Here is a 22,177-nt window from a genome sequence, read left to right as displayed (position 1 = left end):
CGAGGGGAGAGGTGGGCGCACGGTGGTGGACTCCTGGGAGAGGGCCCGACGCATCCTGGAGGGCGCACGGATCCCTCCCGAACGGCTGGCCCACCTGCGCCCCCTCACCGGTGGCACCTACAACACCGTCGAGGAACTCCGGCTCACCGACGGCAGCCGCTACGTACTGAAGGTCGCGCCGGACACCCCCGGACTGCGCTACGAGAGCCGGCTCCTCGTCGCCGAGGCGGAGTTCTACCGCTGCGCCGAAACGGCCGGGGTGCCGGCGCCCCGGCTCGTCACCCTCGACGACGACAGCTCCGTACTCCTGATGACCGCATGCCCCGGCGATCCCTGGGACGGATCCGTCACCGAGTCCGAACGGGCGTATCTGCGCGCGGAGTTGGGCCGTCAGATCGCCGCCCTGCACCGCGTCACCGGAACCGCCTTCGGCTACCCCTCCGGCGCGCTCGGTCCCCTCGCCCCCGACTGGCGGACCGCGTTCAGTGCAATGCTGGAAGCGATCCTCGACGACGCCCGCCGCTTCTCGGCCCGGCTGCCCAGACCGGTCGACGAGATCGCCGGCACTCTCCGCGCCGCGTACCACGCCCTCGACGAGGTCACCGTCCCCGCACTCATCCACTTCGACCTCTGGGACGGCAACATCCTCGTGGAACGCTCGGCGGACGCCGTCCGCATCGGCGGCCTCATCGACGGGGAGCGCATGTTCTGGGGCGACCCGCTGGCCGAGTTCGTCTCCCTGGCGCTGCTGGGGGACATCAGGAAGGACGAGGCGTTCCTCTCGGGCTACCGGGAGGGCGGCGGACGCGCCGAGTTCGACCGCCCGGCCCTCCTCCGCCTCGCCCTCTACCGTGCGTACCTCTACCTGATCATGCTGGTGGAGACCGTGCCGCGGGCGATGGGAGAGGGGGACATCCGGTGGCGCGAGGAGGCGGTCGCGCCGGAGCTCGTGGCCGCCCTGGACGAGATCGAGGATGCCACCTCTTAGCTCACATCGTGAACTAAGGGTTGGAGGAATGTCGCGCGGGGCCTGTCCGCAGAGGTATGTTGCAGGTCGGACAGGGCGCGAAAGGAACCACATGGCGGGGCGGAACGGGCGCACGGTGCGCGACCTCAGGCGGGCCAACCGCGCGGTCGTGCTGCAGCGGCTCTACTTCGACGGACCCCTCAGCCGCTTCGAGCTCGGCCCGGTGACCGGGCTGAGCTCCGGCTCGGTCAGCAACGTCGTCGCGGACCTGGTCGCCGACGGCCTGGTCGAGGAGGCCGGCAGCGTCGACTCCGACGGCGGCCGCCCCCGCACCCTGCTGCGCGTGGCACCCGGCGCCGGCCACATGATCGGCGTCGACGTCGGCGAGACCCGGGTGCGCATCGAGCTGTTCGACCTCACCCTCACCGAACTCGCCCGCGCCGAGCGGCCCTTGGAACAGCAGCGCTACGACGTCGAGGTCATCGTCGGCCACATCCGCGACGGGATCGCCGAGGTGCTCGCCGACGCCGGCATCGACCCCGAACAGCTCCTCGGCGTCGGCATCGGCGTCCCCGGCATCGTGGAGCGCACCCCGGAGCGCGGCGCCGTCGTGCACGGGCAGACGATCGGCTGGGACGCCGTCCCGCTGGAGGAGCTGCTCCGTGAGACCTCCCAACTCCCTGGCAGCGTCCGGTACTTCATCGACAACGGCGCCAAGACCCTCGGCCAGGCCGAGATGTGGTTCGGCGCGGGGCGCGGGGCGCGCAACGCGATCGTCGTGCTGTTCGGCTCCGGCGTCGGCGCCTGCCTCGTGACGCCGGAGGTGGAGAACGGGCGGGCGGTCGAGTGGGGGCATCTGACGGTACGGGTCAGGGGGCGCCGCTGCCGGTGCGGTGCGCTGGGCTGTCTGGAGGCGTATGCGGGGGCGGAGTCCCTGCTGGAGCGGTGGCGCGAGGAGGGCGGGCGGCCGCCCGAGGGGGCGGACGAGGAGACCGCCCTCACGGCGATGCTTGCGTCGGCCTACCCGGTCGAGGGGGGCGAGGCCGATCCCGATGCCCTGGCCGTGCTGGAGGAGACCGCCGAGTACCTCGGTGCCGGGCTGTCCGACCTGATCAACCTGTTCCAGCCCGAGCGGATTCTCATCGGGGGGTGGGCGGGGCTTCAGCTGGGAGCGCGGTTCCTGCCTGCCGTGCGGCGGTATGCGGCTTCGTATGCGCTGCGGCATCCGGCCGAGAAGGTGACCATCGAGCTTGGGCGGCTCGGGCCCGACGCGGTCACCGTCGGTGCGGCGATTCTGCCGTTGGCGGACTTCTTCGCCCGGGGCGGGCGGCGGCTGGAGCCGGTGCCCGAGGGGCCGGTGCCTGCGTGGCAGACGGCGTTGGAGGAGCGAGGCTGAGAGTGCCGCGGCGGGCTGTGTGTCGTCTGCGGGCTCGTCGTGGCCGGTCGCGCCCACGCGGCGGAGCCGCACATCGATACAGCCCCGCGCCCCAATGGGGCGCGGTGCATGCACCCCAGGTTTCGTCGGTCACCGGTGGAGGTACTCGCGTCTCGCTCGAACGACGTGAAGGGAGTGCGCCGTGGCCGATCGGCATGACGCAGGCCAGGGCGGCGAGCCCGTGCCGCGGGATCTGCCGGACCAGCAGGTCGGCGAGGGTGAGGATCCGCTGGACATTCCGGTTCCGGACGTGGAGGCCGAAGAGGCGGACGACGGGGTGCCGGACACCGACGAGGCCGGTACCGGGCGGCGGGACGGTCCCCGTTCGGCCACCGTCCATCCCGAGCATCCCGCTCCGGACGAGCCCTCGGCCTGACCGCGACAGGGAACCCGTCGTCCCCCGGGCCGAGTTCCAGTCCTCCTACGGCCGTCCGGTCATCAAGGCGCCCTCCTGGGCCGCCCCCGACATCGCCGGTTACTTCTTCCTCGGCGGGCTCGCCGGAGCAGGGTCGGCGCTCGCGGCGGGCGCGCACCTGACCGGACGTACGACGACCGCGACGGCACTGAAGGTGTCCTCGCTGGCCGCCGTCTCCCTGTCGGCCGCCGCCCTGATCCACGACCTCGGAAAGCCGAGCCGGTTCGCGAACATGCTGCGGGTGTTCAAGCCGACCTCGCCCATGAGCATGGGGTCCTGGCTGCTCGGCGCCTACGGGCCCATGGCGGGTGCGGCCGCCGCGAGCGCCGTGACCGGCCGGTCGCCGCGTCTCGGGGGCGCGGCGACCGGCGCCGCCGCACTCCTGGGCCCCGCGGTCGCCACCTACACCGGGGTGCTGGCCGCCGACACTGCCGTACCGGCCTGGCACGGCGTCCACCGGGAGCTGCCGTACCTGTTCGCGGCGTCCGCGACCGCGGCGGCGTCCGGAATGGCCCTCGTCGCCGGACCCACGAGCGAGAACGCCCCGGCCCGCTGCGCCGCCGGGCTGGCGGCCCTGGCCGACGCGGCGGTCACGAAGGCGGCCGAGCAGCGCCTGGGCATGGTCGCCGAGACCTGGCGGGAGGGCCGGGCGGGCGCACTGCTCCGGGCGGCGCAGATGCTCACCGCCGGGGGAGCCATCACCGCCGCCGTCTTCGGCGGACGTCGTGGCGCCGCGGTCGCCTCCGGGCTCGCCCTGCTCGCGGGATCGGCCTGCACCCGCTTCGGCGTCTTCGCGGCGGGCATCGCCTCGGCCCAGGACCCCAGGTACACGGTGGTGCCGCAGCGCGAACGCCTCCTGGCGTGACCGAAGGGATCTTGTTCCGGGAAACCGGTCGTCGTCCGTCCGGTTTCCTGACACGATCCGGTCGTGACCACGTTGTTCCTCATGGTGGGCCTGCCAGCGTGCTCGAAGGGCGGCTGCCCCGCCTCGGGCTGGACGCGTCGGCGCTCGGAACCGACGTGGTGGTGGACTTCGGTTGCTGGTCCCGTGACGAACGGTCCGCGATCCGCCGGCTGGCGCGGGCCGCAGGCGCCTCCTGCCGCATCGAGTACCTGTCGGTGGACCGGACGACCCAGCTGGATCGGATCGCCCACCGGCAGGCGACCGCCCCTGAGGAGACCCTCCCGATGGACGAGGCCGACATCCTGCGGGGCAGGGCGCTGTTCGAGGAACCGGACCACACGGAACTGGGCGGACACGAGATCGACGGCCCGCCTCCCGGGTGGCCGGGATGGCCTGAGTGGGCCTCGCACCGGTGGCCGTCACTCACGTGACGTTCGGCGCCGCCGCGGGCCCCGCCGTCAGCCCACCTTGCGGCCCCGCAACGGCGCGGTCCGTGCGCCCTCGCCGTGCTGCAGGCCCTGCAGGAACTCCTCCAGGACTTCGGTCGCCTCATGCTCCGGGTGCCAGCCCAGCTCGGCACGCGCGCGTGTGCAGTCCATCAGCGGCAGCCGCAGGACCGCGTCGAACAGATGCGGCGACGCCGGCAGGAGGTGCAGGCCCCAGGCGGCGGCGATCGCCGAGCGGGCCGCGACGCGGGGGAGCCGGACCGGGCGGGTGTCCAGCAGCTGGGCGAGGAGTTCGGCGTCGACCGGGGGCTCGGCCGCCAGGTTGAAGGCGCCGCGGACCTCCGAGCCGAGCGCGAGGACGTACGCCCTGGCCGCGTCGTCGGTGTGCAGCGCCTGCACCCGCAGGCCCGGAATGTCGGGCAGGAAGGGCAGCAGCTCCGGGCGCGCGAGCGGGCCCGGCAGGAAGCGGCCGCCGAAGATCCGGCGCTGCTCGCTCGCCGACTCGCGCTTGAAGAGGAAGGCGGGCCGCATGCGGACCACCCGCACCTCAGGGTGGTCGCGCTCGAAGGTGTCCAGGGTGCGCTCCAGATAGGCCTTCTCCCGGCAGTACGCGGCATCCGGCCAGCCGTGGGTCGGCCAGGACTCGTCCACCGCGTGGTCCTTCGGTCCCGGAGAGTAGGCGCCCACGGACGAGGCGTGCACGAGCGTCGGCACCCGGGCCGCCGCCACCGCCTCGAACACCCGGATGCTCCCGAGCACGTTCGTGCGCCAGGTCGCCGCCGGATCATGCGTGGGCTGGAAGGCCCACGCCAGATGGACGACCGCGTCGGCGTCCTCGAACTCCTTGGCCAGATCGGCCTGTTGGGAAGCCAGGTCGACCGCGGACCACTCGGTCCGCGCAGGCGACCACTCGGGAACCCGCCGGGCCAGACCCAGCACGGACCCCACCTGCGCTTCCTCGGAGAGGAGGCGCACCACACTGGTGCCGACGTTGCCGGTGGCACCCGTGACCACGATCCTGCTGCCCACTGCGCTGCTCACCTTCGGCTCCTTCCGGCCGCACGGTCCGAAACGGGGTGACCGAGTACCCGGGCCGGGTCGAGGGCACGCGGAACCTGCCGTATGACCTCGGAGGTAATCGACGCCCGTCCCGGCCCCCGCAACGATGGAGGACGTACCCACCCCACCGGATCGCAGGAGGACGTCCCATGCCGTATTTCGCCAGCCCCGCCGACGGCGCGCAGCTGCATTTCGTCGACTACGGACCGGCCGACGGCCCCTTGGCCGTCTTCGTCAACAGCGCCTACCTGGGCACCGAGATGTGGGAGTTCCAGATGCTGCCGCTGGCGGCCGAGGGCTACCGCTGCGTGGGCCTGGACCGGCGCGGGCACGGACGCTCCGAGGACGTGTGGAACGGCTACGACCTCGACACCCTCGCCGACGACCTGTACGGGCTGCTGGACCATCTGGATCCAGGCGCGGTGACGCTGATCGGCCACTCCGTGGGCAGCGCGGAGATCGTGCGCTGCCTGACCCGGCACGGCAGCGGCCGGGTGACCCGGATCGCGCTCGTGGCGGGCATCGCCCCGGGCGTGGTCCGCACGGAGGACAACCCGGACGGCTGGGACCCCGCGGTCATGCGGGCGGGCAACGCGGTCTTCCTGCGCGACCGGGCGGCGTTCTTCGACGACCCCGACGCCCTGCGCGACTTCTTCGCCCTGCACCGGCCGGGCAACGACGTCTCGCCCGCCTATGTCCGCTACCTCAGCGACCGCTGCCTGGTGTCCACCGCACGGGCCTCCAGCGCGGTCCAGGAGACCGTCGTCACCCTCGACGTCGCCCCCGAACTGGCCAAGCTGGAGGTGCCGTTGCTCGTCGTGCACGGCACGCACGACGTCTCGGCACCCCTGGAGACGACCGGCCGACGCGCCGCCGCCGTCGCCCCCGAGGCCACCCTCAAGGTCTACGAGAACGCGGGCCACGGCCTGTTCGTCACCCACGCCGAACAACTCACCGCCGACCTGCGGGAGTTCATGGCCGGGAGATGATCAGGTCATGAGCGAGATCATCCTGATGTCCGACCCCCGGGTCGCCGCCGTACAGGTGGCGGAGAACGGCGAGCCCCTCGTCGACGTACGAGACGAGCTCCTGGTCGACGACCGCAAGCACGAGGACTCCCACGGCGCCGAGGTCCAGCTGCGCCGGGGCGTCCTCGACCGCCTCCTCGCCGCGCAGGCCCTGCTCCCCGAGGGCCTGCGCCTGATGTTCGTGGAGGGATACCGGCCGCCGGCCCTCCAGCGCCGCTACTTCGAGGGGTACGCCGACGAACTGCGCGCCGCACACCCCGACTGGCCCGCCGACCGCATCCGCACCGCCGCAAGCCGCTATGTCTCCCCGCCCGGGATCGCACCGCACAGTGCGGGCGCGGCCGTCGACCTGACCCTCGCCGACGCCGACGGCCGTGAACTGGACCTGGGCACCGAGATGAACGCCAACCCGGAGCAGAGCGACGGCGCCTGCTACACGGATGCCGCCGACATCACGGAGGAGGCCCGCGCCCACCGTGCCCTGCTCGGCGAGGCGCTGACGGCCGCAGGGCTCGTCAACTACCCCACCGAGTGGTGGCACTGGTCCTACGGGGACCGCTACTGGGCCCTCGTGACCGGCGCACCCGCCGCTCTGTACGGGCCCAGGGAACCGGTGACTCCTACGCCGCCGGGCCCGCCTGGGCGAAGGCGTTGACGCCCGTCAGCTCTGCCGACAACTCCCACAGCCGGGCGGCCTGTTCGGGGTCGACCGCCCAGTCCTTGACGCCGCTGGTCGCTCCGTCGACCGCGAGCTCGGCGATGTCGCAGTCCTCCAGGTAGACACCGCCGAGGCCGTCCAGCTGGGCCGAGGTCGCCGCCCACACCTGGGTGGCCGCACCCTGCGGCGGGGTCTTGAAGCCCTCGGGGTTGAGGACGTTGCCCTGCTCGTCGATCCAGCCGCGCTCGATCATCTCCGCCCTGGGGATGTGCCGCTGCAGCGGCGTCAGGATGCCGCCGGGGTGGAGCGAGAAGGCGCGCACGCCGGCGTCGCGGCCGAGCTTGTCGAGGTGGACGGCGAACAGGACGTTCGCGGTCTTGGCCTGCCCGTAGGCCTGCCACTTGTCGTAGCCCTGCGTCCAGTGGACGTCGTCCCAGCGCAAGCCCGAGAAGTGGTGGGCCCGGGAGGAGACGGAGACGACGCGGGCGCCGCCGGGCGCGATCGCCGGCCACAGCCGGTTGACCAGAGCGAAGTGGCCCAGGTGGTTGGTGGCGAACTGGGCCTCCCAGCCGGGCCCCACCCGCGTCTCCGGGCACGCCATGATCCCGGCGTTGTCGATCATGATGTCGATGGTCCGCCCGGAGGCGAGGAAGCGCTCGGCGAAGGCCCGCACGCTCTCCAGGTCGCCGAGGTCCAGCTCGTCCACCTCGACGCCGTCGAGGCCGGCCAGCGCCTCCTCGGCGGTGGCCCGGCGGCGGGCCGGGACGACGACCCGGGCGCCCGCCTTGGCCAGGGCGCGCGTGGTCTCCAGGCCGAGTCCTGAGTAGCCGCCGGTGACGACGGCGAGCCTGCCGGTCAGGTCGACGCCCTGGAGGACGTCGTCGGCCGTGCTCGTGGCGCCGAAACCGGATCCGATCTTGTGCTGTGCAGTGCCAGTACTCATGCCGAGAACGCTACGGATTGGAGTGCTCTCGAAGTCAAGCGCGGACCGGTGCGGTCGGGCGCGGGCAGGAAAGAGCCCCGACCGGACGGGGGAGGCCGGTCGGGGCTCGCTCGGTGGTGGGCACGGATGGCGGTCGCCTCTCGGCGAAAGGCTCCACAGGGCTTCAGCCGAACGATCGTCCCTGTGGGCGAATGGTGAGGCCCGGGGACACTGTCCCATCCGCACCCACGGTTGGTTCAACGGCGAACTACCGCTGGGTGTTCCGGCGTTCGGCGCCTTGTGGGGTGATCTGCGTCACCCGCTCGGACCGCTCAGGCCAGCGGGCTGTTCTTCAAGTCGGACAGCAGATGCGCGGGGTCGTCGTACACGGCCTCGGCTCCCGCCTCCTCCAGGTCGGCGCGCGGGATGCCCCCGCAGAGCACACCCAGGCAGCGCACGCCGGCGCGGCTGCCCGCGCGCATGTCCCACACCGTGTCACCGACGAAGACCGCCCGTTCGGCGGGCACCCCCGCCAGTTCCAGGGCGTGTTCCACGGGCTCGGGAGCCGGCTTTCCCTCCTTGACGTCGTCCGCGCTCGCGGTGGCGGTGATCGCGTCGTCGGCGGAGATCGCGCGGCGCAGCGCGGAGAGTTCCGGGCCGCTCGCGGAGGTGGCCAGCACCACCGTCCAGCCGTCGTGGTCGAGTCGCCGCAGCAGCCGCCCGGCGTCCTCGAACGCGGGCAGCCGGTCGAAGTACTGGCCGTACAACGCCTTGTGCGCGGCGCTGAGTTCGGCGTCCAGGTCCGGGTCCCGCCGATCGCCCAGCAGCCGGGCGACGAGGTCCTCGGAGCCGAGGCCGACGGAGCGGTGGATGGCGTGCATGGGCACCTTGTGCCCGGCTTGGCGGAAAGCCTCCCACCAGGTCGCCACATGCAGGTGATTGGTGTCGACGAGGGTTCCGTCGACGTCGAACACGGCCGCCCGTTCCATACACACTCCCTTGCTCTTCCGCTGCTCCGAGTACCACGTCAGGTTCCTGCCACTCCTGCGGGCGTGCGCCGCGAGCGGGTCCAGGCCAGCAGTTCGTCCAGGCTCCAGGTGTTCACCACACGCTCGGACGGCACCCCGCACTCCTCCGCCCGGGCACAGCCGAGGATCTGCCAGTCCAGCTGGCCGGGCGCGTGCGCATCGGTGTCGACCGAGAACAGCACCCCCGACTCGACCGCCCTGCGCAGCAGCCGCCGTGGGGGATCGAGCCGCTCGGGCCTGCTGTTGATCTCCAGGGCGGTGCCCGTCTCGGCCAGCGCGGCGAACACCTCGTCGGCGTCGAACTCCGACTCGGGCCGCCCCCGCCCGGTCACCAGCCGCCCGGTGCAGTGCCCGAGCACATCGGAGTGCGGATCGCCTACGGCGGCCACCATGCGGCGGGTCATCGAACGGGCGTCCATGCGCAGCTTGGAGTGCACCGACACCACCACCAGGTCGAGCCGATCGAGCAGCTCCGGCTCCTGGTCCAGCGAGCCGTCGTCGAGGATGTCGCACTCGATGCCGGTGAGCAGCCGGAACGGCGCCCAGGTGGTGTTCAGTTCCGCCACCACGTCCAGCTGTTCCCGCAGCCGCTCGGGTGACAGGCCGCGCGCCACGGTCAGCCGGGGGGAGTGGTCCGTCAGCACGGCCCACTCGTGCCCGAGCGCCTGCGCGGCCCGGCCCATCTCCTCGATGGGACTGCCGCCGTCCGACCAGTCGGAGTGCAGATGGCAGTCCCCGCGCAGTCTGGCCCGCAGCCCCGCACCGGCCCGGTCCGCGCTCGGCGCCCCCGCCTCGCCCTCCAGCTTGCGCAGATAGCCGGGCACGTCCCCGGCCAGCGCCTCCCGGACGACCTGAGCGGTCTTCGGGCCGACGCCCTTGAGCGACTCCAGTGACCCGGCGGCCGCCCGCTCACGCACCTCGTCCTCGGGCAGGGACGTCAGCACGCGGGCCGCGGTACGGAAGGCGCGGACGCGGTATGTCGGCGCCAGGGACCGCTCCAGCAGGAAGGCGATCCGCTCCAGTGCCTCGACGGGATCCATGGTGACCTCCTCCTCCAGGGTTCCCCAGCCCCGGGCACCCCGCACGGTTTGTCCCGCCCGCACCCGGGTACTGCGATGCGCACCCCCGCACCGTCCAGGAGGAGGTCGGCGATGCCCGCATCAGCTCCCGCCAAGGTCGCCGTGATCACCGGCTCCGACTCCGGCATCGGCCGCGCCACCGCCGTACGGCTGGCCCGGGCGGGCATGGACGTCGGCATCACCTGGAACAGCGACCTCAAGGGCGCCGAGGAGACCGCGGAGGAGGTCCGCGCCCACGGGCAGCGGGCCGCCGTGGCCCAGATGGACCTCACCCGGCTGCCCACCGCCGCCGGCACCGTCGACGAGCTCTGCGACCGGCTCGGCCGCCTCGACGTACTGGTCAACAACGCCGGCACCGGCACCATGACGCCCTTCCTCGACCTGGAGCTCGACACGGTGCGCGAGGTCCTCGACGTCGACCTGATCGGCCCCTTCCTGTGCGGGCAGCGGGCGGCGCGGCACATGATCCGGCAGGGCGACGGCGGCCGGATCGTCAACGTGACCTCCGTCCACGAACACCAGCCGCGGGTCGGCGCCGCCCCGTACTGCGCGGCCAAGGGCGGCCTCGGACTGCTCACCCAGGTCATGGCCCTGGAACTCGCCGAGTACGGCATCACCGTCAACGCGGTCGCGCCCGGCGAGATCGCCACCCCGATGACCGGCCAGGAGGACACCGACGTATACACCGAGCCCCGCCCCGGCATCCCCGTGGGACGGCCCGGCGACGCCCGCGAGGTCGCCGCCGTCATCGCCTTCCTCGCGAGCCCCGACGCCTCCTACGTCACCGGCGCTTCCTGGAGCGTGGACGGCGGCATGCTGCGGATGGGCCCGCAGGCCGGCTCCCACTTCGAGAGCGACGACTGGCGGCGTCCCTGAGCCCGCCGCCGTGAGACTGCGCACCGGTTCCTGCGACGGCCCCGGCTTCACCCGGGTCCGCTGCGGCCGCGGCTTCCGCTGTCTGGACGAGACCGGCGCGCCGCTGGAGGACCCCGGGCACCTCGCCCGCATCCGGGCCCTGGCCGTCCCGCCCGCCTGGCGGGAGGTGTGGATCTGCCCCTGGCCGGGCGGCCACCTCCAGGCCGCACGAACACGTCCGCGAGGTCGCCCGCGCCCTGCCCGAGATGCAGGCCAAGGCCGCCCTGGACCTCGCCGGCCGCGGCCTGTCCCGCTCCAGGGTCACCGCCTGCGCCGTGCGCCTGCTGGACCTCGGCTTCTTCCGCATCGGCAGCGACCATTACACCCGCGAGAGCGAGACCTACGGCCTGACGACGATGCTGCGCGAGCACGTCACCTGCGGCCGCGGGGAGATCGCGTTCAGCTGCCCGGCCAAGGGCGGCACCGAGATCGTACGGGCTCTCGTCGTCGTACGGGCTCTGTCACGCCGCCGCAGCGGCGGCGAGAGGCTGCTGGTGTACTGGGACCGGCACGCCTGGCACGACCTGCACGGCGACGACCTCAACGAGGCGCTGCGCCGGCTGTCCGGCACCGAGATCACCGCCAAGAACTTCCGCACCTGGTACGCCACGGTCGCTTTTCGAGCAGGGCGAGACCGACGCCCCCGTGCTCACCCGGCTGGGCGAACACGGGGACTTCGGCCGTCCAGCGACGCAGGGCGCCGTAGAGGCGTCGGTGCTCGATCTTCTGGAGCGCTGACACGCCCGAGCCACCTGGGCCCGATGCGTCCTACGCTCTATTGCATGACCGAACAAGCAGCTCCCTACATCTCCAATCCGCGGATCATGGTCCTCGGTGTGCAGCCGGGCACACCGCCGTTCCGGATCGTGGAGATCGACGGCGAAGTGATCGGTGAGGCCAAGTCCGTCACCGACGTCCTGGAGGCCGCCGCCGCCTTCGGCATCACGGTGCACGACCTGGACGACCCCGACGTGGTGCGCTGGGTGGGAGGTGACAAGTTCACCTGGAAGTTGCACTGACGGCCCGGCTCAGCCGACCGTCCACTTCTGGTTGGCGCCGCCCGAGCAGGTCCAGATCTGCAGCCGGGTGCCGTTGGCCGAGTTGTTCCCGGTCACGTCGAGGCATTTGTCCGCCTGCGGATTGACGATGTCGTGGGCGCCGGTGACCGTCCACTTCTGGTTCGGGCCACCGGTGCAGTCCCACAGCTGGACGGTCGAGCCGTCCGCCGTGCCGTTGCCGGTGACGTCCAGGCACTTGCCGAGCGCGCGCAGGGTGCCGTCGGAGTCCACCGTCCACTGCTGGGCGGCGGTGCCGTTGCAGTCGTAGAGCTGTACGGGGGTGCCGTCCGCGGAGTTCGCCCCGGCGACGTCCACGCACTTTCCGGCCAGTCCCCTGATCGCCACCCCGGTGACCGAGTCGCCGGTCGTGACCGACACCGAGTCCACCACCAACTGCTGCGGGAAGACCGTTGAGCCGTCCGGGTCGCCGGGCCAGTAGCCGCCCACCGCCAGGTTGAGGATCAGGAAGAACGGCTTGTCGAACACCCAGGTCCTGCCGCCCAGATCGGCGGGTGTGCGCCGCTGGTAGACGTTGCCGTCCACCGACCAGGTGATCGAGTCGGGCGCCCAGTCGACGGCGAAGGTGTGGAAGGCGTCCGCGAAGGCCTGCCCGTTCGGCAGCGAGTAGGCGGCCCCGATGCCGCCCGAGCCGGAGTAGCCGGGGCCGTGGATGGTGCCGTGCACGGTGGACGGTTCGTGGCCGACGTTCTCCATGACGTCGATCTCGCCCGAGTCCGGCCAGTTGACGGGCGTGCCGAGCATCCAGAACGCGGGCCACATGCCCTGCCCCCGCGGGATCTTCATCCGCGCCTCGACATGCCCGTACTGGGAGTTGAACTTCCCCGAGGTGTTGAGGCGCGCCGAGGTGTACTGGCAGGTTCCGTACCAGCACTGGTAGTTGGCCGGGTTCTCGCGCCGCGCGGTGATCACCAGATGGCCCTGGCCGTCCAGGGCCGCGTTCCCGGTGCCCGAGGTGTAGTACTGCCGCTCGTGGTTGTTGACGTTGTCGCCGGTCCCGGTCTGCCACTTCGAGGAGTCGACCGCGGCCCCGGCCGGGCCGTCGAAATTGTCGGAGAACGCCACCGTGGCGGCGCTCGGCCCGGGCGGATCCGCCTGCGCCGCACCGGTTGCGGCGGACGCGACCAGCACGGCGGACAGGGCGGCGAACAGACATCTGCGCAGCAGGCGTGGGGAGGCCACGGGGACTTCCTTCCGTACGGCGGCCGGGCGCAGGGAGGCGTCCGGCCGCGGTGGGGGGTGAAGGCGTCGCCTCTTGATTTAAGAAGTGAGATAAGGGGGCGTCAATACCTTGGTACGGACCAGGAGTCGGGCGGTGGGGCTATGCGTCCTTTGCCCGCTTCGCCGCCCGCCGCGGCAGCCGCTCCCGCGCGTGCACCGCCCGGCTCAGCCGCCGTCCCAGCAGGAGGTAACCCACCAGCGCACCGGTCGTGTTGAGGATGACGTCGTCGATGTCGAAGGCCCGCCCCTCGATCAGTGCCCCCTGCGCGAACTCCACCAGCAGCATCACCACCGCGGTCAGCAGCAGCACCCGCAGCAACCCGCGCGCCCGCGGCGCGACGACCGGCACCAGGATGCCGAACGGGACGCCCAGCAGCACGTTGCCGCCGATCTGCTTCACGGCGTCCCGGAACGCCGGCTGGTCCAGATAGAGCCGCAGAGTGGTTCCCGGATGCAAGTTCGTGTGGGCCATCGCCGCCGAGGCGGGGGAGGGCTCCAGGGTCAGCCGGGCCAGCACCGCGGCGAAGGCCACCATGAACCCGAAGGCGCACAGCATCGCCAGCAGACGGATCGGCAAGGGCATCACATACCGCTCACGAGGAGCCGGCTGCGACTTGCTCGCGGGCTTCGCGGACGTCTTCGCCTTCCCCGGCTTGCTTGCCCTCTCCGGCTTCTTCCACTTCGCGTACTTCTTCGGCTTCTCGGACGTGTCGGTCTTGGTGGTACGCAGGCGCAATGCTGAACGTGCTCGAAAGGCTGCACGGGCCATCAGGTCCTCCAGTCTTCAACTTCCCTGCGTCGTAAGGCGGTTACCCGCTTGCGGGCCGAGAATGCCGCCGCCGGGCCGACTGCGCCCAGGCGGCCCGGCGGTTTCCCTTCCTGCCGTAGGGGCACTCCGGCGGTGGAAGCCAGCGCGCCGCCGCCGGGGGCGCCCGCCGCGATGTTTGGATGCCGCGGGACGGACCTACCGGACATCCCGCCCGTGACGGTGTGCGAGCAGTGCCCGAGGAGGTGGCGCATGACCCCGCGAGCGGCCCTGTTCACCGTGGCCGAGCTGCTGGGCTGGTGGATCGCGCTCGGCCTGCTGTGGCTGGTCCTCATCAGCACCGTCGACACCCTGGAACTCGTCGTCGGCGCGAGCTGCGCCTGCGTGGGCGCCTTCGCGGCCCGAGGCGCACGACGGGCGGTGAGCGGGACGTGAACGGCTGGACGCTCGCCGCCGCCGTCGGCCTCGCCGGCGGACTGGGCACCGCGCTGTGGGGCGTGACCACCGGTCCGCTGCGCCGCCGGGTCGTGGCCCAGAACCTGTCCAGCGCGCTCGCCTGCCCGAGTCTGCTGCTCCTCTCCCAGGCCTACAACCGCCCCTCCTACGTCGACCTCGGCCTCGTCCTGGCCCTGCTCGGCCCCGTCGGCACCCTCGTCTTCGCCCGCCTGCTCGCCGAGGAACTCGCCGAGGACCCGCCACGCGCCTGGGGTCCGACCCTGGCGGTCGCCGGTCTCGGCGCGGCCGCCGTGACCGCCCTGTGCATCGCCACCGGCCCCGGCCGGGCCATGGTGAAACTGCTGGTCATCGGCGCCTTGCTGATCAGCGGGAACATCATCGCCTCGCGGGCCCTGGCCGGCGGATTCCGGGGGGTCCGCGGTGGCTGACGCGGTGATCGTCGTGACACTGCTGCTGGTCGCGGGCTGCGCGACCGCGGCCGTGGCCACCCGCGACCCCATGCGCCAGGCCCTCGTCCTGTCCCTCCTGGGCATCGTCCTCGCCGCCCTGTTCACCGTGGACCAGGCGCCCGACGTCGGGCTCTCCCAACTTGCCGTCGGCTCCGCGCTGACACCGCTGCTGCTGATGCTCACCGTCCGCAAGGTCAAGCGGCGCGCGCAGGGCAAGGAGCGTGAGCGGTGAACCGGCGCGCCCGGCTGTGGGTGTTGCTCGCGGGCGGCGCGGGCCTGGCCGCCCTGCTGGTCGCCGCCTGCCTCGACCTGCCGCACTTCGGCGGCGACCGTCACCCCTACGGCGACCGGGCCGTCCATGCCTCGCTGGCCCGGCAGACCGCCAACACCATCTCCTCCGTCAACTTCGACCAGCGCGCCTTCGACACCCTCGGCGAGATGACCATCCTGTTCTCCGCCGTCCTCGGCTGCGTGATGCTGCTGCGCCAGACCCGCGACGAACACCGGGCCCGCCCCGAGCCCGCCGAAGTCGCCCTGCCGGTGCGCCGCTACGCCCTCGTCGTCCTGCCCGTCGCCCTGCTCAGCGGCCTGTACGTCATCGCCCACGGCCAGCTCAGCCCCGGCGGCGGCTTCCAGGGCGGAGTGGCCGCCGCGACCGCCCTGCACCTGCTCTACCTGGGCGCCGACTACGCGGCCCTGGAACGCATCAGGCCGATCGGCGCCTACGAGGTCGCCGACGCGCTCGCCGCCTCCGGTTACCTGGTCATGGGCATCGCGGGACTGACCGGGGGCACCGCCTTCCTCGCCAACACCCTGCTGCCGTACGGCACCTTCAACACGCTGTCCTCCGGCGGCACCGTCCCGCTGCTGAACGCGGCCATCGGCATGGAGGTCGCCGGCGCGGTGGTCGTGCTGCTCGCCGGCTTCCTGGACCAGGCCGTCGAGATCGAGGAGGAGAGCGGCACATGAGAGCCGTGATGGACGTCCTGCCGTACCTGGTCGCCGCCTGGGTCTTCCTGGCCGGCTGCTACGGCCTGGCCACCAGCCGCAACCTGATCCACGCCGTCGGCTGCCTGTCCGTGTGCCAGGCCGGCACCTATGTGCTGCTGCTGTCCGTGGGCTACCGCGACGGCGCCACCGCTCCCGTGTTCTCCGACATCAAACCCGGCTCCCGGCCGGTGGTGGACCCCGTGGTGCAGGCGCTCACCCTCACCGACGTCGTCGTCGGCGCCACCGTCACCGCGCTGCTGCTCGCGCTCGTCATGCAGATCGCCAAGCGGCACGGCACCGTCGACCCCGACGAACTCTCCGAGCTGCGCGGCTGATGAACGACCTGCTGCCCCTCGTCGTCGCCGTGCCCCTCCTCGGGGCCGCCCTGCTGGCCGCCGCGGGCCGCCGACTGCCCCGCGTGGTCGCCGAGGCCACCGGGTGCGCCGTCTCCGCCGGCACGGCCGGACTCGCGATCGTGCTGCTGCTCAACTCCTCGCCGCCCATGACCGAGTGGGTCGGCGGCTGGCAGCCCGTGAACGGCGAGAGCGTCGGCATCGTCCTGACCGGCGACGGGCCGGGCCTCGGCATGGCCGCGCTCGCCTCACTGCTGACGCTGGCCGCACTGGCGTACTCCTGGCACTACTTCGACGAACCGCCCCGCGGCCACGCGGGCTCCTTCCCGGCGCTGATGCTGCTCTTCCAGGGCGGCATGTGCGGCTTCGCCATCGCCGGCGACCTGTTCAACATGTTCGTCTGGTTCGAGCTGATGAGTGTCGTCGCCTACGCCCTGACCGGCACCCGCGTCGAGGAGGCCAAGGCCGTCCAGGGCGCGCTGACCTTCGCGGTCGTCACCTCGCTCGGCGCGTACGCCATGCTGATGGGCATCGGGCTGCTGTACGCCCGCACCGGCGAACTGGCGATGACCCAGATCGGGCGCGGCCTGGACCGGCACGGCGGGCCCGACGCGCTGGTCCTCGCCGGGTTCGTACTGGTCCTCACCGGACTGCTGGTCAAGGCGGCCGCCCTGCCCTTCCACTTCTGGCTGCCCGACGCCCACGCCGTCGCGCCGACGCCCGTGTGCATGCTGCTGTCGGGCGTGATGGTCGAACTCGGCACGTACGGCGTCTGGCGGGTGTACGGGAACGTGTTCTCCGGGCCCGGCGGGGTGCCCGCCGAGGCACTGACGCGGGTGCTCGTGGTGCTCGGCGTGCTGACGGCCGTGATCGGCGCCGTCATGTGCTGGTACCAGCGGCACCTCAAACGGCTGCTCGCCTATTCGACGGTGGCCCACACCGGCCTGTTCCTCATCGGGATCGGTGTGCTGACCCCTGAGGCGGACGACGGGGTCGCGCTGTACGTCCTCGGCCACGCCGGTGTGAAGGCCGCACTGTTCGCCTGCACCGGCGTCCTCCTCGACCGGTACGGCAGCGTCGACGAGCACGCCCTGCACGGACGCGCCCGACGGTTGCGCGGGCTCGCCGTCCTGTACGCCGCCGGGGCCCTCGGTCTCGCCGGGCTGCCCCCGTTCGGCACGGCACTCGGCAAGTCGGTGGCGGAGGAGGCCGTGGGCGGCCCCCTCACCGTCGTGTACGTCGTCGCGAGCGCGGTGACCGCCGGTGCGGTGCTGCGGGTCGCCGCCCGCGTCTTCCTCGGTCTCGGGCCCACGCCGCCCGACCACGGTGAGTACGAGACGACCGGTTCCGGCGAGGAGCCCGAGACCGGCCACCGTGTCAGCCGGGTCCCGGGCCCGATGACGGTCGTCCCGACCGTGCTGCTCGCCGCCGCGCTGGCCGTCGGCGTGGTCCCCGGCTTCGCAGGGCTCGTGGCGCACGGAATGAGCGAGGCGAGGTCCGGCGGGGTGGTGGTCTCCGCCCCGCAATGGACCCTGCCCGGCGTGCTTCTGGGCCTGGCCTCGACCCTGCTCGCCGTCGGCCTCGCCGCCGTCGCCGTCACCCGCCCCAAGCTGCTCGCCGCCCCGGACTGGGCCCTGCCGCTGCGGCGCCTGCAGTCCGGGCACGTCGGGGACTACGTGGCCTGGGTCCTGGTAGGCGCCGCACTGCTCGGCGCGCTGGCCCTGCCAGGGGTGTCGGGGGGTGGCTGATCAGCTGCCGTAGCTGACATGCACCTCCTTGAAACCGAGGGAACGCAGCAGGCCGTCGAGCATGTCCGTGGTGTTGGTCTCGGCGCGCCGGGTCAGGCCGCTGTCCTTCGCCGCGTCACCGATGTGCTTGACCGCGAGTTTCTGCACGGCCTGCTCGCTGTTGGGATTGTCCGAGAACAGGTCGCCGAGCCGGTCGAGGAGGCCGCGCTGCTTGGAGACGGCGTAGGAGCGGTCCGGGTCGAGGGCGGGCTTGCCGAGCGCCGCGTGCGGCAGCCGGAGCGTGGCGGACGTGCGGTCGTCGTTGACCGTCACGTCGTTCTTGCCGACCTTGCCGAGGTCGACGTACGCGTCGACGGTGCCCGCACCGATGTACAGCGTGCGGGAGCCGCGGATCGCGTCGGGCAGGTATTTGGTGTCCTTCTCCAGGTCGACGACGACCTGGAAGTTGCCGGAGGCGGCGTCGTAACGGCTCATGTCCTGGATGGACTGGAGCAGTGCGGGTCCCGAGCGGTCGTGCGTTTCGGTGCCGAACAGGTCCTTGAGGCCAGGGAGCACACTCAGCCGGATCCCGGCGAAGAACACCACGAGCACCAGCACGACGGCGCTCACCGCCTTCGCCCAGCCGGGCATGCGCCTGGACACGCGCCTGATGGGAGTCGTCATGGCGACGGCCCTCCTTCCTACTCTTCCGAATGCCCCTCAAAACCCTTGGCAGACCGCCTCGTTGGCCGAATGACACCCCTGACGGAGGCACGGACGGCGCACTAGCGTGGAGAACTCTCCGTACCGGCGCGCCTGGAGACCCGGATGAGTACACACAGCACGTCCCGGCCCCTCTGCCCCATGCACCGCATCGACCTCCCCGAACCCGGACCGCCCCGTCCCGCCACCCTCGCCACCGGCACCCCGGTGTGGCTGGTGACCCGCTACGCCGACGTACGTCAGGTGCTCATGGACCCGCGGTTCAACAGGAGTTCCCTGCACGCCGAGGACGCCCCGCCGCTGCTCGTCGTCCCGAACCTGCTGGACGACCCGAACGGGCTCCTCAACCAGGACGGCGAGGCCCACCAACGTCTGCGCGGCACCGTCCAGCGGGCGTTCACGCCCCGCGCGATCGCCCGCTGGCGGCCCTGGGTGGCCTCGGTGGTGGAGGCTCTCCTCGACGACTTCGCCGCGCAGGACCGTCCCGCGGACATCATCGAGGGCTTCACCCGCCCGCTGCCCGTCTCCGTCATCTCCCGGCTGATGGGGCTCGACCACGTGGACCGCGAGCGCATCCGCCACTGGGCCGACCACGCGCTCTCCGGCGGCGCGCACACCCGGGAGCAAGTCGTCGCCGCCATGCACGACTTCGGGGCCTTCGCCGCCGATCTGGTCGCCCAGCGGCGCAAGACCCCCGGCGACGACCTGGTCAGCGGCCTGGTGGCGGCGGGCGACAGCCTGGACATCGACGAACGGCAACTGGTCACCCTGGTGTGCGGACTGGTGGTCGCGGGCCACGAGACCACCATGACTGCCCTCGGCAACATCGTCGTCTACCTCCTCACCGACCGGCAGGAGGCCTGGCCCGGGCTCGCCGAGGACGAGGAGACGGCGGCCGTCGCGGCCGAACAGCTGCTGCGGGCCGTCCCGCTCAGCGAGGGGCGCGTGCTGCCCGGCCTGATCCGCCGCGCCGTCGAGGACACCGAGGTCGGCGGCGTGACGATCCCGGCGGGCAGCGTGGTCGCCGTCCAGACCAACACCGCCGGCCGCGACCCCGACGTGTTCCCGCCCGGCCCGCCGGACCTGTTCACCCCGCTGACCGCCCCCGGCATCACCTTCGGCGCGGGCCCCCACCACTGCCTCGGAGCCTGGCTGGCCCGCCTGGAACTCGGCCTCGCCCTGCACCGCCTCGCGACCCGCTTCCCCGACCTCCGCGCCGAGTTCACACCCGGGACGATCGAGTGGCGAAAGGGCCAGATGACACGAAGCCCGAGCCGCCTGCCGGTGTCCTGGTGAACGGGCCCGGAGGGGGCCGGGTCAGAATCCGATGGCCTCGCGGAGAAGCAGCACAGTGGCCGCGCCCCGGGCGGGGTTCCGCGTTGAGGATCAACAGGCGGTTCACCGCGCGGGGCATCCCGTACACCGCCTGGGCGCGGGCGTCCTGCCAACGGCAGGGCGTGCTCCTCTACGCGGCGCAGAGCGGTGCTCCGGTCGGGCACCACCTTCTGTGCGTCGACGATCCAGACCGCGTAGCCGGCACCACCAGCGTTGGCAGGGGTCTGGCTGCCGCTGCCCGAAGCAAGAACGAGCGAGCCGGTCTCGGTGACCGCGGCGACACTGCTGACGACGAAATCGGGAGCGGCGGGACCAGCCTGCGGATCTCGCCGGCGCCACCGGCTCGGTCGAAGCCAAGGACCCGCGGTCTGATGGCGTCGTACCGGCCACCGGCGTTGATGTCCTCGTCGATCCCGGACAGCCGGAGGGTCTCGCCGGCACCGGTGAGCACACGGGCGCCCTCGGGGACCAGATCCTTGACGCGGGTTCGCGCGGCCGCCGCGTCGTCGAGGATCTCGGCGGCGAAACCGCCCGCACGCAGCGCGGCGGCTGCCCGCTCCAGCCGTTCGGGCGACGCAGGGTCGGCGAGGGACGTGGCCTGAGCCGGGGTGACCGCGGCGCCCGCAGGGTCCGTACCGGTGCGCGGCGCCGTGCCCGCCAGTGGGGAGGTGTCCAGGTAGCTGACCTCGTACACCCGCTCGGCGAACCTTCAGCCTCCTCGGTGCGCCGGTATCAGTCGTGGTAGACGGCGTAGTTCAGGCCCTGGCGTCCGTCGAGCGTGCGCGATTTCCTGGATGTGGGCGCGGCCGGTCGCGGTGTCGCCGTCGAGCTCGATCATGCCGGTGTGTGTTCCGTACGAAGAAGTCCCACTGGCTCTGCAGCCGTTCGCGTCCGGCAAGGATCTCCTCGCGGCCGACCTGCTCGACAGGAACGTTGGGCATGCGCAGGATTCCGTCCGGTGTGAACAATGAGGCCAGCTGGAGCCGGTCGCGCATCATCGCCGCGTCGGTGAACTGGCGCGGCGTGTAGGCCCCAGCACTTGCTACAGGAGATGAACCCCTCTGACCTGCGCAAACGTCAAGATCCAGGGGGGGGCAGGAATGGGGCGTCCGGTGGTGGTGTCGGGTGGCCATGGCTTGGCGCAGCTGCCGAAGCAGCGCGAGGTGGCGCCGCTGTCGGCCTGGAACACGTACAGGGTCCGGCCGGTTCCGTCGACGAGGATCCGGCCCAGGGGCGAGGTGTGTGCCTGCAGCGAGCCGGATCCGTCAAGGCGGGCGCCGAGCCGCTGGACGGGGGCGATGTGCCGGTGGCGCCGGAGCTCCCGCGCCCGTCAGCAGAGGCCGCGACGGCGGTCGCAGCCGCAGTGATGGTGGCAGCACGGTCATGAGGGACCTGCTGCCCGCCGGCGCCGTACGTGCAGCATTCCGTTGCCGGGGCGTCGGATGAACCCGGGGCGCTCGATGCGCGTATATCGGGTTATAGCGGACCGTATGTGTGCGCCCGTTCGTTCGGCAAGGGGGGCGGAGGTGGGGTGACGGCGCGATGGCGTGTCGCGAGAGCCTGGCTCTCGGTGCCTACCTGCTGGGAGTGCTCGAGCCGGCGGAGTACTCGACGGTGGAGCGACACGTGACCCGCTGTGCCGAGTGCAACGTCCGGCTGATGGAGCTGGCGCCGCTGGTCCGGCTGCTGCAGCAGGTGCCCTTCGAGGAGCCGGGGCAGATGGCGCAGGCCGGTCCGACACCGAATGGCCCGGCTGCGGCGCCCGAGCCGGTCGGTACGCCTCAGGCCGTGTCCCGTTTCGTACGGCTTGCAAGGGTGCGCCGGCTCCTGATCGCCGGCGCACTCGCAGTCGCGGCCGCCGTCACGGGTGTCGGCATCTGTCTGAGCATGCAGAGCAGTCAACCGGCGGCAGTCCCGTCGGCGGTCACGGTCTCCGTCGCTGATCCGAGCACACATGTGACCGCATCCGCCGCACTCACCCCGGCCGTGACGGGTATGTCGATCCGGCTTCGCCTGTCAGGACTGCCCCCTGCCGTCTGTCGACTGGTGGTGCACGCCCGCGACGGACACACCGAGACGGCGGCCACCTGGACGTCCGGCTATGAAACCTCCGTCAGTGTCCCAGGATCGTCCACGCTCGGCGTGCGCGACATCGCCCGCATGGACGTCGTCACCAGCTCCGGCCGACTCCTCGTCGAGCTCCGGCCTCGGTGAGCAAGATCAAG

General features: G+C 72.2%; 25 protein-coding genes and 2 pseudogenes. 18 read left to right on the top strand and 9 right to left on the bottom strand.

Translation table 11 applies throughout. The features are described 5' to 3' along the window. Nucleotides 1-22: 22 nt before the first annotated feature. The 5 genes from ACWCRD_RS35280 (at nt 23) to ACWCRD_RS35260 (ending at nt 4,152) form a co-directional block, all read left to right on the top strand. Nucleotides 23-988 carry a phosphotransferase family protein gene (locus ACWCRD_RS35280; protein ID WP_450969792.1) on the top strand — a complete coding sequence of 322 codons (966 nt, stop codon included), beginning with the start codon at nt 23-25 and terminating at the stop codon, nt 986-988. A gap of 91 nt (nt 989-1,079) precedes the next feature. Beyond that, a complete protein-coding gene (locus tag ACWCRD_RS35275; protein WP_450969791.1) occupies nt 1,080-2,363 on the top strand; it encodes an ROK family protein in 1,284 nt (427 codons plus the stop codon). A 181-nt stretch (nt 2,364-2,544) separates the two neighbouring features. Then, the gene (locus ACWCRD_RS35270; protein WP_450969790.1) at nt 2,545-2,778 is read left to right on the top strand and encodes a hypothetical protein; all 234 of its coding nucleotides are present in this window, start codon (nt 2,545-2,547) and stop codon (nt 2,776-2,778) included. A 61-nt stretch (nt 2,779-2,839) separates the two neighbouring features. Then, complete coding sequence (gene nrfD, locus ACWCRD_RS35265) at nt 2,840-3,682, top strand: NrfD/PsrC family molybdoenzyme membrane anchor subunit (protein WP_450969828.1); 843 nt, start codon at nt 2,840-2,842, stop codon at nt 3,680-3,682. Nucleotides 3,683-3,780: 98 nt separating this feature from the next. Next, on the top strand, nt 3,781-4,152 hold the full coding sequence (locus ACWCRD_RS35260) for an AAA family ATPase (protein ID WP_450969789.1): 372 nt from the start codon (nt 3,781-3,783) through the stop codon (nt 4,150-4,152). A gap of 27 nt (nt 4,153-4,179) precedes the next feature. Here the strand turns inward: ACWCRD_RS35260 and ACWCRD_RS35255 are convergent, their stop codons facing one another. Next, the gene (locus tag ACWCRD_RS35255; protein ID WP_450969788.1) at nt 4,180-5,208 is read right to left on the bottom strand and encodes an SDR family oxidoreductase; all 1,029 of its coding nucleotides are present in this window, start codon (nt 5,206-5,208) and stop codon (nt 4,180-4,182) included. A gap of 167 nt (nt 5,209-5,375) precedes the next feature. On the opposite strand from ACWCRD_RS35255, the gene ACWCRD_RS35250 reads away from it, so the two are divergent. Beyond that, nucleotides 5,376-6,215, top strand: a complete 840-nt coding sequence (locus tag ACWCRD_RS35250) for an alpha/beta fold hydrolase (protein ID WP_450969787.1) — start codon at nt 5,376-5,378, stop codon at nt 6,213-6,215. 7 nt (nt 6,216-6,222) lie between these two features. Continuing rightward, nucleotides 6,223-6,909: a M15 family metallopeptidase gene (locus ACWCRD_RS35245; protein ID WP_450969786.1), complete on the top strand. Its 687-nt coding sequence runs from the start codon at nt 6,223-6,225 to the stop codon at nt 6,907-6,909. On the opposite strand, the gene ACWCRD_RS35240 is transcribed toward ACWCRD_RS35245, so the two are convergent. The 3 genes from ACWCRD_RS35240 to ACWCRD_RS35230 all read right to left on the bottom strand — a co-directional run bounded on the left by ACWCRD_RS35240 (nt 6,875) and on the right by ACWCRD_RS35230 (nt 9,902). Further along, entirely contained in the window at nt 6,875-7,855 is a 981-nt protein-coding gene (locus ACWCRD_RS35240; protein WP_450969785.1) for an SDR family NAD(P)-dependent oxidoreductase, read from the bottom strand. The two genes, ACWCRD_RS35245 and ACWCRD_RS35240, sit on opposite strands and share 35 nt — an antisense overlap. Before the next feature lie 311 nt (nt 7,856-8,166). Then, nucleotides 8,167-8,823 (bottom strand): HAD family hydrolase, encoded by a 657-nt coding sequence (locus ACWCRD_RS35235; RefSeq protein WP_450969784.1) that lies wholly within the window; start codon nt 8,821-8,823, stop codon nt 8,167-8,169. Between the two features lie 38 nt (nt 8,824-8,861). Continuing rightward, a complete protein-coding gene (locus ACWCRD_RS35230; RefSeq protein ID WP_450969783.1) occupies nt 8,862-9,902 on the bottom strand; it encodes a PHP domain-containing protein in 1,041 nt (346 codons plus the stop codon). Nucleotides 9,903-10,013: 111 nt separating this feature from the next. On the opposite strand from ACWCRD_RS35230, the gene ACWCRD_RS35225 reads away from it, so the two are divergent. From ACWCRD_RS35225 to ACWCRD_RS35215, 3 genes and pseudogenes are all read left to right on the top strand, one after another. Then, nucleotides 10,014-10,817 (top strand): SDR family oxidoreductase, encoded by an 804-nt coding sequence (locus tag ACWCRD_RS35225; protein WP_450969782.1) that lies wholly within the window; start codon nt 10,014-10,016, stop codon nt 10,815-10,817. A gap of 10 nt (nt 10,818-10,827) precedes the next feature. Beyond that, nucleotides 10,828-11,594: pseudogene (locus tag ACWCRD_RS35220) on the top strand (DNA topoisomerase IB). A 44-nt stretch (nt 11,595-11,638) separates the two neighbouring features. After that, on the top strand, nt 11,639-11,875 hold the full coding sequence (locus tag ACWCRD_RS35215; RefSeq protein WP_115911260.1) for a hypothetical protein: 237 nt from the start codon (nt 11,639-11,641) through the stop codon (nt 11,873-11,875). A 9-nt stretch (nt 11,876-11,884) separates the two neighbouring features. Here the strand turns inward: ACWCRD_RS35215 and ACWCRD_RS35210 are convergent, their stop codons facing one another. Both ACWCRD_RS35210 and ACWCRD_RS35205 read right to left on the bottom strand, forming a co-directional pair. Next, nucleotides 11,885-13,114, bottom strand: coding sequence for an RICIN domain-containing protein (locus ACWCRD_RS35210; RefSeq protein WP_450969781.1), 1,230 nt, complete (start codon nt 13,112-13,114; stop codon nt 11,885-11,887). 139 nt (nt 13,115-13,253) lie between these two features. After that, a complete protein-coding gene (locus ACWCRD_RS35205; protein ID WP_450969780.1) occupies nt 13,254-13,922 on the bottom strand; it encodes a VanZ family protein in 669 nt (222 codons plus the stop codon). Nucleotides 13,923-14,171: 249 nt separating this feature from the next. Here ACWCRD_RS35205 and ACWCRD_RS35200 point away from each other — a divergent pair, with 249 nt between their 5' ends. The 6 genes from ACWCRD_RS35200 to ACWCRD_RS35175 are packed head-to-tail and all read left to right on the top strand — an operon-like array spanning nt 14,172 to nt 17,915. Then, nucleotides 14,172-14,354, top strand: a complete 183-nt coding sequence (locus ACWCRD_RS35200) for a hypothetical protein (RefSeq protein ID WP_450969779.1) — start codon at nt 14,172-14,174, stop codon at nt 14,352-14,354. Continuing rightward, on the top strand, nt 14,351-14,803 hold the full coding sequence (locus tag ACWCRD_RS35195) for a monovalent cation/H+ antiporter complex subunit F (protein WP_450969778.1): 453 nt from the start codon (nt 14,351-14,353) through the stop codon (nt 14,801-14,803). Before ACWCRD_RS35200 ends, ACWCRD_RS35195 begins: the two co-directional genes overlap by 4 nt. Continuing rightward, nucleotides 14,796-15,056 (top strand): Na(+)/H(+) antiporter subunit B, encoded by a 261-nt coding sequence (locus ACWCRD_RS35190; protein WP_450969777.1) that lies wholly within the window; start codon nt 14,796-14,798, stop codon nt 15,054-15,056. The genes ACWCRD_RS35195 and ACWCRD_RS35190 overlap by 8 nt, the downstream gene beginning before the upstream one ends. Then, nucleotides 15,053-15,793 (top strand): MnhB domain-containing protein, encoded by a 741-nt coding sequence (locus ACWCRD_RS35185; RefSeq protein ID WP_450969776.1) that lies wholly within the window; start codon nt 15,053-15,055, stop codon nt 15,791-15,793. The genes ACWCRD_RS35190 and ACWCRD_RS35185 overlap by 4 nt, the downstream gene beginning before the upstream one ends. 8 nt (nt 15,794-15,801) lie before the next feature. Next, on the top strand, nt 15,802-16,149 hold the full coding sequence (locus ACWCRD_RS35180) for a sodium:proton antiporter (RefSeq protein ID WP_365834054.1): 348 nt from the start codon (nt 15,802-15,804) through the stop codon (nt 16,147-16,149). Continuing rightward, on the top strand, nt 16,149-17,915 hold the full coding sequence (locus tag ACWCRD_RS35175) for a complex I subunit 5 family protein (protein WP_450969775.1): 1,767 nt from the start codon (nt 16,149-16,151) through the stop codon (nt 17,913-17,915). Before ACWCRD_RS35180 ends, ACWCRD_RS35175 begins: the two co-directional genes overlap by 1 nt. Here ACWCRD_RS35175 and ACWCRD_RS35170 read toward each other — a convergent pair whose 3' ends face one another. After that, on the bottom strand, nt 17,916-18,578 hold the full coding sequence (locus ACWCRD_RS35170) for a DUF4230 domain-containing protein (protein ID WP_450969774.1): 663 nt from the start codon (nt 18,576-18,578) through the stop codon (nt 17,916-17,918). A 144-nt stretch (nt 18,579-18,722) separates the two neighbouring features. On the opposite strand from ACWCRD_RS35170, the gene ACWCRD_RS35165 reads away from it, so the two are divergent. Further along, nucleotides 18,723-19,913 carry a cytochrome P450 gene (locus ACWCRD_RS35165; RefSeq protein ID WP_450969773.1) on the top strand — a complete coding sequence of 397 codons (1,191 nt, stop codon included), beginning with the start codon at nt 18,723-18,725 and terminating at the stop codon, nt 19,911-19,913. A gap of 215 nt (nt 19,914-20,128) precedes the next feature. Here ACWCRD_RS35165 and ACWCRD_RS35160 read toward each other — a convergent pair. Then, nucleotides 20,129-20,665: pseudogene (locus ACWCRD_RS35160) on the bottom strand (hypothetical protein); the annotation flags it as partial. Between the two features lie 329 nt (nt 20,666-20,994). After that, a complete protein-coding gene (locus ACWCRD_RS35155) occupies nt 20,995-21,183 on the bottom strand; it encodes a hypothetical protein (protein ID WP_450969827.1) in 189 nt (62 codons plus the stop codon). Nucleotides 21,184-21,494: 311 nt separating this feature from the next. On the opposite strand from ACWCRD_RS35155, the gene ACWCRD_RS35150 reads away from it, so the two are divergent. Next, the gene (locus tag ACWCRD_RS35150; RefSeq protein ID WP_450969772.1) at nt 21,495-22,166 is read left to right on the top strand and encodes an anti-sigma factor family protein; all 672 of its coding nucleotides are present in this window, start codon (nt 21,495-21,497) and stop codon (nt 22,164-22,166) included. The last annotated feature ends 11 nt before the right edge of the window (nt 22,167-22,177 follow it).

The sequence above is a fragment of the Streptomyces sp. NPDC002092 genome, from assembly GCF_053593775.1.
Note: the sequence above shows the minus strand (reverse complement) of the source record. Positions and strands in the feature narration are given on the sequence as shown.

Excerpts from the sequence above, each read along its gene's own strand:
- ACWCRD_RS35170 (WP_450969774.1), bottom strand. The coding sequence starts at position 18,578 with ATGACGACTCCCATCAGGCGCGTGTCCAGGCGCATGCCCGGCTGGGCG.
- ACWCRD_RS35245 (WP_450969786.1), top strand. The coding sequence starts at position 6,223 with ATGAGCGAGATCATCCTGATGTCCGACCCCCGGGTCGCCGCCGTACAG.
- ACWCRD_RS35235 (WP_450969784.1), bottom strand. The coding sequence starts at position 8,823 with ATGGAACGGGCGGCCGTGTTCGACGTCGACGGAACCCTCGTCGACACC.
- ACWCRD_RS35175 (WP_450969775.1), top strand. The coding sequence starts at position 16,149 with ATGAACGACCTGCTGCCCCTCGTCGTCGCCGTGCCCCTCCTCGGGGCC.
- ACWCRD_RS35180 (WP_365834054.1), top strand. The coding sequence starts at position 15,802 with ATGGACGTCCTGCCGTACCTGGTCGCCGCCTGGGTCTTCCTGGCCGGC.
- ACWCRD_RS35165 (WP_450969773.1), top strand. The coding sequence starts at position 18,723 with ATGAGTACACACAGCACGTCCCGGCCCCTCTGCCCCATGCACCGCATC.
- ACWCRD_RS35250 (WP_450969787.1), top strand. The coding sequence starts at position 5,376 with ATGCCGTATTTCGCCAGCCCCGCCGACGGCGCGCAGCTGCATTTCGTC.
- ACWCRD_RS35225 (WP_450969782.1), top strand. The coding sequence starts at position 10,014 with ATGCCCGCATCAGCTCCCGCCAAGGTCGCCGTGATCACCGGCTCCGAC.
- ACWCRD_RS35200 (WP_450969779.1), top strand. The coding sequence starts at position 14,172 with ATGACCCCGCGAGCGGCCCTGTTCACCGTGGCCGAGCTGCTGGGCTGG.
- ACWCRD_RS35150 (WP_450969772.1), top strand. The coding sequence starts at position 21,495 with ATGGCGTGTCGCGAGAGCCTGGCTCTCGGTGCCTACCTGCTGGGAGTG.
- ACWCRD_RS35230 (WP_450969783.1), bottom strand. The coding sequence starts at position 9,902 with ATGGATCCCGTCGAGGCACTGGAGCGGATCGCCTTCCTGCTGGAGCGG.
- ACWCRD_RS35240 (WP_450969785.1), bottom strand. The coding sequence starts at position 7,855 with ATGAGTACTGGCACTGCACAGCACAAGATCGGATCCGGTTTCGGCGCC.
- ACWCRD_RS35215 (WP_115911260.1), top strand. The coding sequence starts at position 11,639 with ATGACCGAACAAGCAGCTCCCTACATCTCCAATCCGCGGATCATGGTC.
- ACWCRD_RS35275 (WP_450969791.1), top strand. The coding sequence starts at position 1,080 with ATGGCGGGGCGGAACGGGCGCACGGTGCGCGACCTCAGGCGGGCCAAC.
- ACWCRD_RS35205 (WP_450969780.1), bottom strand. The coding sequence starts at position 13,922 with ATGGCCCGTGCAGCCTTTCGAGCACGTTCAGCATTGCGCCTGCGTACC.